Origin of the sequence: Pseudonocardia sp. (assembly GCF_025965585.1) — a bacterium.
Taxonomy (GTDB): Bacteria; Actinomycetota; Actinomycetes; order Mycobacteriales; family Pseudonocardiaceae; genus Pseudonocardia.
Map to the genome: position 1 here is coordinate 1 of NZ_JAOPWR010000395.1, position 7,061 is coordinate 7,061.

Genomic DNA, 7,061 nt, shown 5'->3' on the forward strand with positions numbered 1-7,061 from the left:
CGCTGCTCGCGCAGTACGGCGTCACCTGCACGGTCGTGGACCGGCACACCCGTCCCTACCCCATGCCGCGCGCCGTGCATCTCGACGGGTCGGCGGTCCGCGTGCTGCAGCAGCTCGGGCTGGCGGACGAGTTCGCGACGATCAGCCGGCCCGCCAACGGGCTACGACTGCTGGACGCCCGGCTACGACCCTTCGTGGTCGTCGACCGCGACACGTCGCCGGGTGTGCACGGACATCCCGAGGCCAACCTGTTCGACCAACCCGCGCTCGAGGCGCTGCTGCGCTCGAACCTGTCCCGCCATCCCGAGGTGACCCTGCACGGCGGAACCGTCGTCACCGCGGTCGAACAGGACGGTGACGCGGCCGTGGTGACGGTCCAGGACACCGCCACCGGCGCGGTCGAGCAGTGGTCGACCCGGGCCGTGCTGGGATGCGACGGCGCCGAGAGCACGGTGCGCAGTGCGATCGGCGCGCACCTGGACGATCTGGGTTTCGCCGAGCGATGGTTCGTCGTGGACGTCCGCTGCCCCCGGACGATCGACAACTGGGGCGGCGTCGACCAGGTCTGCGACCCGCGCCGCGCCGCCACCTTCATGCATCTCGCCGCCGACCGGTACCGATGGGAGTTCCGGATGCGGCCGGACGAGACACCCGACGACCTGGGCCGGCCGGACCGCCTCGCCGCCCTCATCGCCCCCTGGACGGGCGGGCTCTCCCCCGCCGGATGGACCGTGCTGCGCAGCGGCGCCTACACCTTCCGGGCCGCGGTCACCGACCAGTGGCGCCGGGGCCCGGTGATGCTCGTCGGCGACGCCGCCCATCTCACCCCGCCCTTCATCGGGCAGGGCCTCGGCCTCGGCCTCGGCGATGCCCACAACCTCGCGTGGAAGCTCGCCGCGGTACTGCGGGGGGACGCCGGCGATGACCTGCTCACCAGCTACGGCGACGAGCGGGGCGCTCATGCACGCGACGTGGTGCGCACAGGGATCCGGGTCGGACGGGCCATGACCGGCGGCCAGGGCGTGGTCGCGGCGCTGCGCCGCCCGATCGCCGCCACGCTGCTGCGGCTGCCGGGAGTACGGGCACGCGCCGCAGCCGCACTCACCACGCGCTACCCATCAGGCCCCTGGGTCGACGACCGACGCCGGCGCGGCGACCTGTCGGGCTCCGCCTGCCCACAGCCGTTCGTCCGTCGCGGCGGACGAACCGTGCGTCTCGACGACGTCCTCGGTCCCGGCTTCGCGCTGATCACGACCGGACCGATCGGGCCGGCACTGCGTGCGCGGTCCCGTGCCGTCGGTGCGCGGGAGATCACGGTGGCCGATGGCTCCGAGGGGACCATCGACGACGGCAGGACGCTTCGAGCATGGCTGCGGACGGCCCGGACCACCGCCGTGCTCCTGCGGCCGGACCGGATCGTCATGGCGACCGACCGTGGCTGACGGACTACCGCACGCCGAGCACGGCCCGGTCACCAGCAGGGCCGTCATCGTTCGCCGCCGCCCGCGCGGGAGGCCGCGGTGGCCCAGCCGCGCTTCCCGTGCGGTCCGGCCTGCTCCACTCGGAGGCGTGTGACGAGGTCACCGCCCGAGGGGAGGCGACGAGACGGGTTACGCGGCGCTGGTCGAACCGGTTGACGGCGGCTGGGCCGCTGCGGAGCAGACCTCGAGCAGGGCGTGGCCGAACGCTGTGGGATCCGCGAGGAAGACGCCGTGGTCTCCGGCGATCTCGACGACCTTGCTGTGGGGGATCGAGGCTGCGAGCTTGCCCTGCCTCCGCGGATCGACGATCCGGTCGTGCCTGGTCACGAGCACCCCTGTCGGTACGTCGACAGTGCCGATCCAGCGGTGGGAGGTGAAGCGGCTGACCGCATGCATGGCCTCGAGCGCGACCCAGAGGGAGGTCCGGCGCATATGGCGCAGGGCGGCAGCGCGCGCGGGCCCGTCCATCGAGGCGTCGAGCAGCGGGCCGGCCAACGAGTCCGATCCGATCGCCGACAGCAGCGGCACCCACTTGGCCGCACCGATGGCCCAGGGCATGCCCATGCTGAGGAACATCTCCCCAGGGGTGCCGGCCACATTGCGGGCCGTCGCGCAGAGCACCAGACCGGCCACGAGGGTGGGGTGCCGGTGCCACAGCTCCTGGGCGACCATGCCGCCCATCGAGTACCCGACGGGTATGACGGGTCCGGTGGCCAGCGCGTGCACCACCGCGGCGGCGTCGTCGGCGCAGTCCTCGATCCGCCAGGTCCCGGTGGTGGGCAGGCCGCCCTGACCGTGCCCGCGGAGGTCGAACGTGATCACCCGGAACTGGGTGCTGAGCGTCGGGCACACCGGGAACCAGTTGGTCTCCGCGTCCAGGGCGACGCCGTGCAGCAGCACGACGGTGGGCGCTCCGACCGGGCCGGGCCATTCCCACACCCGGCAGCGGCCACGGTCGCCGAGGTCGACGCGGTGCTCGAGCGGAACGGGGACGCGGTGCGGGATTCCCGGCATCATGCGCTCCTCGGGTGCGGTGAAGGCGTCGATGACCTCGAACAGAGCATGACTGGCTCGTAACGTGTAGGCAACATGAGGGCGTCGAAAGCTCTGTTTGGTTGCGTTTTGCCCGGGTCGGAACGCCAGTTCAGCACCGGGAGACCGGCACGGAGCGAGTAGACCTCGTTGTTACGCGCGCTGGCACAACCACGTTCGGATCCCGTCACTCCGGGTACACACGTGCTCTGACGGTGGCGCAGCGACGTTCGGACGGCGAGGGGAACGGAAGTGACCGACAAGCCGGCAGTGGCGCTGCTCGGCACGGGGATCATGGGCTCTGCGATGGGGCGCACCCTGCTCCGAGCCGGGACACCGCTGCGCGTCTGGAACCGGACCGCGGAGAAGGCCGAGCCGCTGGCCGAGCAGGGCGCTGTGCTGGGGGCGACTCCGGCGGAGGCCGTCGACGGCGCCGACGTGATCATCACGATGCTCCGTGACGGCGATGCCGTGCTGCACGCGATGAAGGAGGCGGCGCCCCGGCTGCGCGAGGGCCAGGTCTGGGCGCAGATGTCCACCACCGGACCGCAGGCCGTCCCCGCCGAGGCGCAGTTCGCCGGTGAGTACCGGCTGTCGCTGGTCGACGCGCCGGTCCTGGGGACCAGGCAGCCCGCCGAGCAAGGCCAGCTGGTGATCATGGCGGCCGGACCCGATGCGGCGCGCCCGGCGGTGCAGCCGGTGTTCGAGGTGGTCGGCAAGAAGATCCTCTGGGTCGACGACGACGCCGCTCGTGCGGTGGCCAGCACGCTCAAGCTCGTCGCCAACAACTGGGTCGTCGGCCTCACGAACGCCGTCGCCGAGACCATGGCGCTGGCCAAGGGCGCGGAGGTCGACCCCCGACTCTTCCTGGACGTCGTGGAGGGCGGCCCGCTCGATGTGCCCTACCTGCGGATGAAGGCGAAGGCGATCTTGGAGAACAACTTCGAACCCTCGTTCGCCCTGGAGAACGCCACGAAGGATGCGGCCCTCATCGTCGCGCTGGCTCACGCATGCCACGTGGGCCTCCCGGTGGCCGAAGCCATGCTGGCCCGCATGCGGAAGGCGATCGAGATGGGGCACGGTGACGAGGACGTCGCAGCCACCTATTTCGCCAGCTTCGGCAGCTGAGGCGACGACGCACACGCTCTCGCCCCCGAGATGGACTCACCTGTGACCCGCGCACCCTCGGGTGCAGCTGAGAGCGAAGGCGTGTTCACATCGGGCATGGCAACGGGCGCGGTCCGGATGGCTGGGAAGAGGTACATCTGGCATGGTCAGGCCATGCCGGAGACCGTGGATGCCGTCGTCATCGGCGGTGGACACCACGGGCTGGTCGCTGCCGCCACTCTTGCCGATGCCGGTTGGGACGTCGTGCTGCTGGAGGCCCAACCCGACGTCGGGGGCGCTGTCCGCTCGGCGGAGCTGTTCCCCGGCTACGTGTCGGACCTGTTCAGCGCCTTCTACCCGATGAGCGCCGTCTCGCCGGTAATCGGCGCCCTCGGGCTCGAGGACCACGGGCTGAGCTGGACCCACGCCCCGACCGTGCTGGCGCACCCGTCGGGGCCCGACGACGAGCACGCCGCCGTGCTGTACCGCGATCCCGCACGCACCGCCGCGCACCTGGCCGAGGCCGACCCCCGCGACGGCCAGACCTGGTTACGGCTCGTCGAACAGTGGCAACAGCTCAAGCCGCACCTGCTCGACACCCTGTTCACCCCCTTCCCGCCGGTCACCGGGCCCGCCGGTCTCCTGCGAGCACTAGGGGGCCGGGCAACGCTCGACCTGGCTCGGTTCCTGCTGCTACCTGTCCGGCGGATGGCGACCGAGCTCTTCCACGCCGAACCCGGACGGCTGTTGCTCAGCGGCAATGCGATGCACGCCGACATTCCGCCGGACGCCGCAGGCAGCGGGATGTTCGGCTGGTTGATGTCGATGCTCGCCCAGGACGTCGGGTTCCCCGTGCCGGTGGGCGGCGCGGGCATGCTCGCCCAGGCGATGGCCGCACGCGCCCGCGCGAGCGGCGTCGCTGTCCGTGTCGGCGACGCGGTCACCCGCATCGGCGTCCGGCACGGGCGAGTCCATGACGTCACCACGGTCGGCGGCACAACCCTGCGGGTCCGCCGCGCCGTGATCGCCGACGTCGCCGCCACGTCTCTCTACGGCGACCTGTTGCCACCTGACACGCTGCCCACACGCCTGCTTCGAGCAATGGAGCGGTTCGACTGGGACCCCCCGGTCGTCAAGCTCAACTGGGCGCTCGACGGACCGATCCCCTGGCACGCGGGCGGGGCGCACGGCGCGGGGACCGTCCACCTCGGCGCCGACGCCGACGGCATCGTCATCTGGATGGCCGATCTCTCCGCCGGGAGGCTCCCGACCACCCCGTTCGCGTTGCTCGGGCAGATGACCACCGCCGACCCGACCCGCTCCCCCGCCGGAACCGAGAGCGCCTGGGCCTACACCCATCTCCCCCGCGGCACGACCGCGGACGAGCCGGCCGAGCTGCTCGCGCAGCGCATGGAGGACATGGTCGAGGCACATGCGCCCGGCTTCCGCGAGCGCGTCAGCGGGCGGCATCTGCAGCGCCCGTCCGACCTCTTCGCCGCCGACGCCAACCTGGTCAACGGTGCGTTGGGCGGGGGCACCAACCAGATCCACCAGCAACTGTTCCTGAGGCCGGTACCAGGCACCGGCCGCCCCGAGACCGTCATCCGCGGCCTCTACCTCGGCAGCGCAGCGGCCCACCCCGGCGGCTCCGTACACGGCGCCTGCGGAGCGAATGCAGCCCGCGCCGCGCTCGCCGATCACGGCTGGGCCGGCCCCGTCCGGCGGCTGTCCACGTCGGCGCTGCTCACCGCCATCTACGGCCGGGGACGCTCGGCCAGATAGGCCAACCGCCGCAGCGATTCCTTGTTCCGCGGAGCGATCGCCAACTGCCGTACCGCCCGGGGTACCAACCGGCCCGGCCCGTGCGTGGCGTCCTCGCGCATCCCGATCCGGCAACCGTCCACCCCGGCCTCGACCGACGGGGTCAGCTGCAGCTCCACGCGGGCCTCACCGGCCGGCCAGCCCCTCGCTTGCAACACCAGCAGCCGGCCCGGCTCACAGTCGACCACCTCGGTGACGTCGTCGATCAACACCGGCCAGCTCCCCACCGAGTGGTGGATCCGCGAGCCCACCGCGGGCCAGCCGGCATCCACCGCCCGCACCCGCGACGCCCCCACCACCCACGAGGCGTAGAGAAACCCGTCGGCAAGGACGGACCAGACCACATCGACACTCGCCGGGCTGAACCGGCTGACCTCTATCACCGACCGACTATAGGGACAAGGTCAGCGTCACCGCGGGAGCTCGATCGTCTTTCGCTCGCCGTCGACGACGTGCACCACCATCCAGCCTCGCTCGTTCTGCTCGACCTCGACCGTGACGGACGTGCTGGGCCGGCTCTCAGGTGTCATCACACCGAGTACTCGGCGGACGTCAGTCGGGCGTTCCCGACGCGGCGCTTTCGCGCTCCTCCTTCACCCGGTGTCCGACGCGCAGCAGGCGCACCGCCGTGACCAGGACGAGACCGCCGACGAGGTTGCCGAACGCGGACCAGCCCAGCGCGACCGCCCAATCGCCGTAACCGTAGGTCGCGTCACCCGTCAGCAGACCGGCGAAAATGAAGATCGAGTCGAGCACGGAGTGGAAGAGCTGCGCAGCGACCAGCACGAACGACAGCAGCACAGCGGGCACCAACTGAACGCCGAGGCTGTCGGTGGCGTGCTGCATCCGCGTGAGCACCGTGATGGCCAGGCCGGCGAGGACGGCCAGGAAGAACGACTGCCACGTCACGCCGAGGTGCGCGTAGTGGGAGCCGGTCTCCACCGCCGTGGCACGGACGTCGGGCAGGGCGACGACGATCATCCCGGCCATGACGAAGCCACCGAGCAGGTTCGCGGCGAGGCTGAGCACCCACAAGCGCAGCAGCTCGACGACGGTGCCCTCCCGCGCCACCACCGCCGTGACCGGGACCAGGAAGTTCTCCGTGAACAGCTCGCTGCGCGCGAGTAGCAGCGCCACGAACCCGATGGGGAACACGGCTGCGGCGATCAGAGGGTTGCCCGTCTCGGCGCGGACCACCAGGTAGATGAGCACGCCGATGCCGACGTCGAGGCCTCCGACGAACGCGGTCGTCAGGAGTGACAGCAACGGCCGGCTGAGCCGGTCCCGTCCCTCCGAGACGAGCCTGTCGAAAGCGTCCTCGATCTCCGGCTCCTCCCGGGCGCCGATCGCGGACGTGACGTCGCGCGATCCGCCCGACGGTGGTCGTCCGGACGGCTCGTCCGGGTCCTGGTCCATGGTGTCGATCATGCGCTCCGCCTGGTGATCATCACCAGCTGTGTACCCATCCGGCTGTCCCCCGAAGCCGACTGCGTAGGGGTCGGCCGGTGAACCGTGAGACGAGTGATCAGTCGTGTTTGGACAAGCAGCTTTCGGGTACCCGCCGCGCGTCGCAGCCTGCCGGGGACCGGGCTGCAGCAATCCGCCCGTCATCGAGGCCTG

The 7,061-nt window shown here is 71.4% G+C and carries 6 protein-coding genes; 3 read left to right on the forward strand and 3 right to left on the reverse strand.

Annotated elements, in window-relative coordinates; translation table 11 throughout:
* Positions 1 to 1,442, forward strand: a 1,442-nt coding sequence (locus tag JWR81_RS24585) for a bifunctional 3-(3-hydroxy-phenyl)propionate/3-hydroxycinnamic acid hydroxylase (protein WP_297657811.1), incomplete at its 5' end; no start/stop codon positions are given.
* A 168-nt stretch (positions 1,443 to 1,610) separates the two neighbouring features.
* Here the strand turns inward: JWR81_RS24585 and JWR81_RS24590 are convergent.
* Positions 1,611 to 2,495, reverse strand: coding sequence for an alpha/beta hydrolase (locus JWR81_RS24590; protein WP_297657814.1), 885 nt, complete (start codon positions 2,493 to 2,495; stop codon positions 1,611 to 1,613).
* A 270-nt stretch (positions 2,496 to 2,765) separates the two neighbouring features.
* Between JWR81_RS24590 and JWR81_RS24595 the strand changes: the two genes are divergently transcribed.
* A complete protein-coding gene (locus JWR81_RS24595; RefSeq protein ID WP_297657817.1) occupies positions 2,766 to 3,641 on the forward strand; it encodes an NAD(P)-dependent oxidoreductase in 876 nt (291 codons plus the stop codon).
* A 153-nt stretch (positions 3,642 to 3,794) separates the two neighbouring features.
* The gene (locus tag JWR81_RS24600) at positions 3,795 to 5,402 is read left to right on the forward strand and encodes an NAD(P)/FAD-dependent oxidoreductase (protein ID WP_297657820.1); all 1,608 of its coding nucleotides are present in this window, start codon (positions 3,795 to 3,797) and stop codon (positions 5,400 to 5,402) included.
* Here the strand turns inward: JWR81_RS24600 and JWR81_RS24605 are convergent.
* Positions 5,375 to 5,824: an SRPBCC family protein gene (locus JWR81_RS24605; protein WP_297657823.1), complete on the reverse strand. Its 450-nt coding sequence runs from the start codon at positions 5,822 to 5,824 to the stop codon at positions 5,375 to 5,377. The genes JWR81_RS24600 and JWR81_RS24605 overlap by 28 nt on opposite strands.
* Before the next feature lie 169 nt (positions 5,825 to 5,993).
* Positions 5,994 to 6,869 (reverse strand): formate/nitrite transporter family protein, encoded by an 876-nt coding sequence (locus JWR81_RS24610; RefSeq protein WP_297657826.1) that lies wholly within the window; start codon positions 6,867 to 6,869, stop codon positions 5,994 to 5,996.
* Between the last annotated feature and the right edge of the window lie 192 nt (positions 6,870 to 7,061).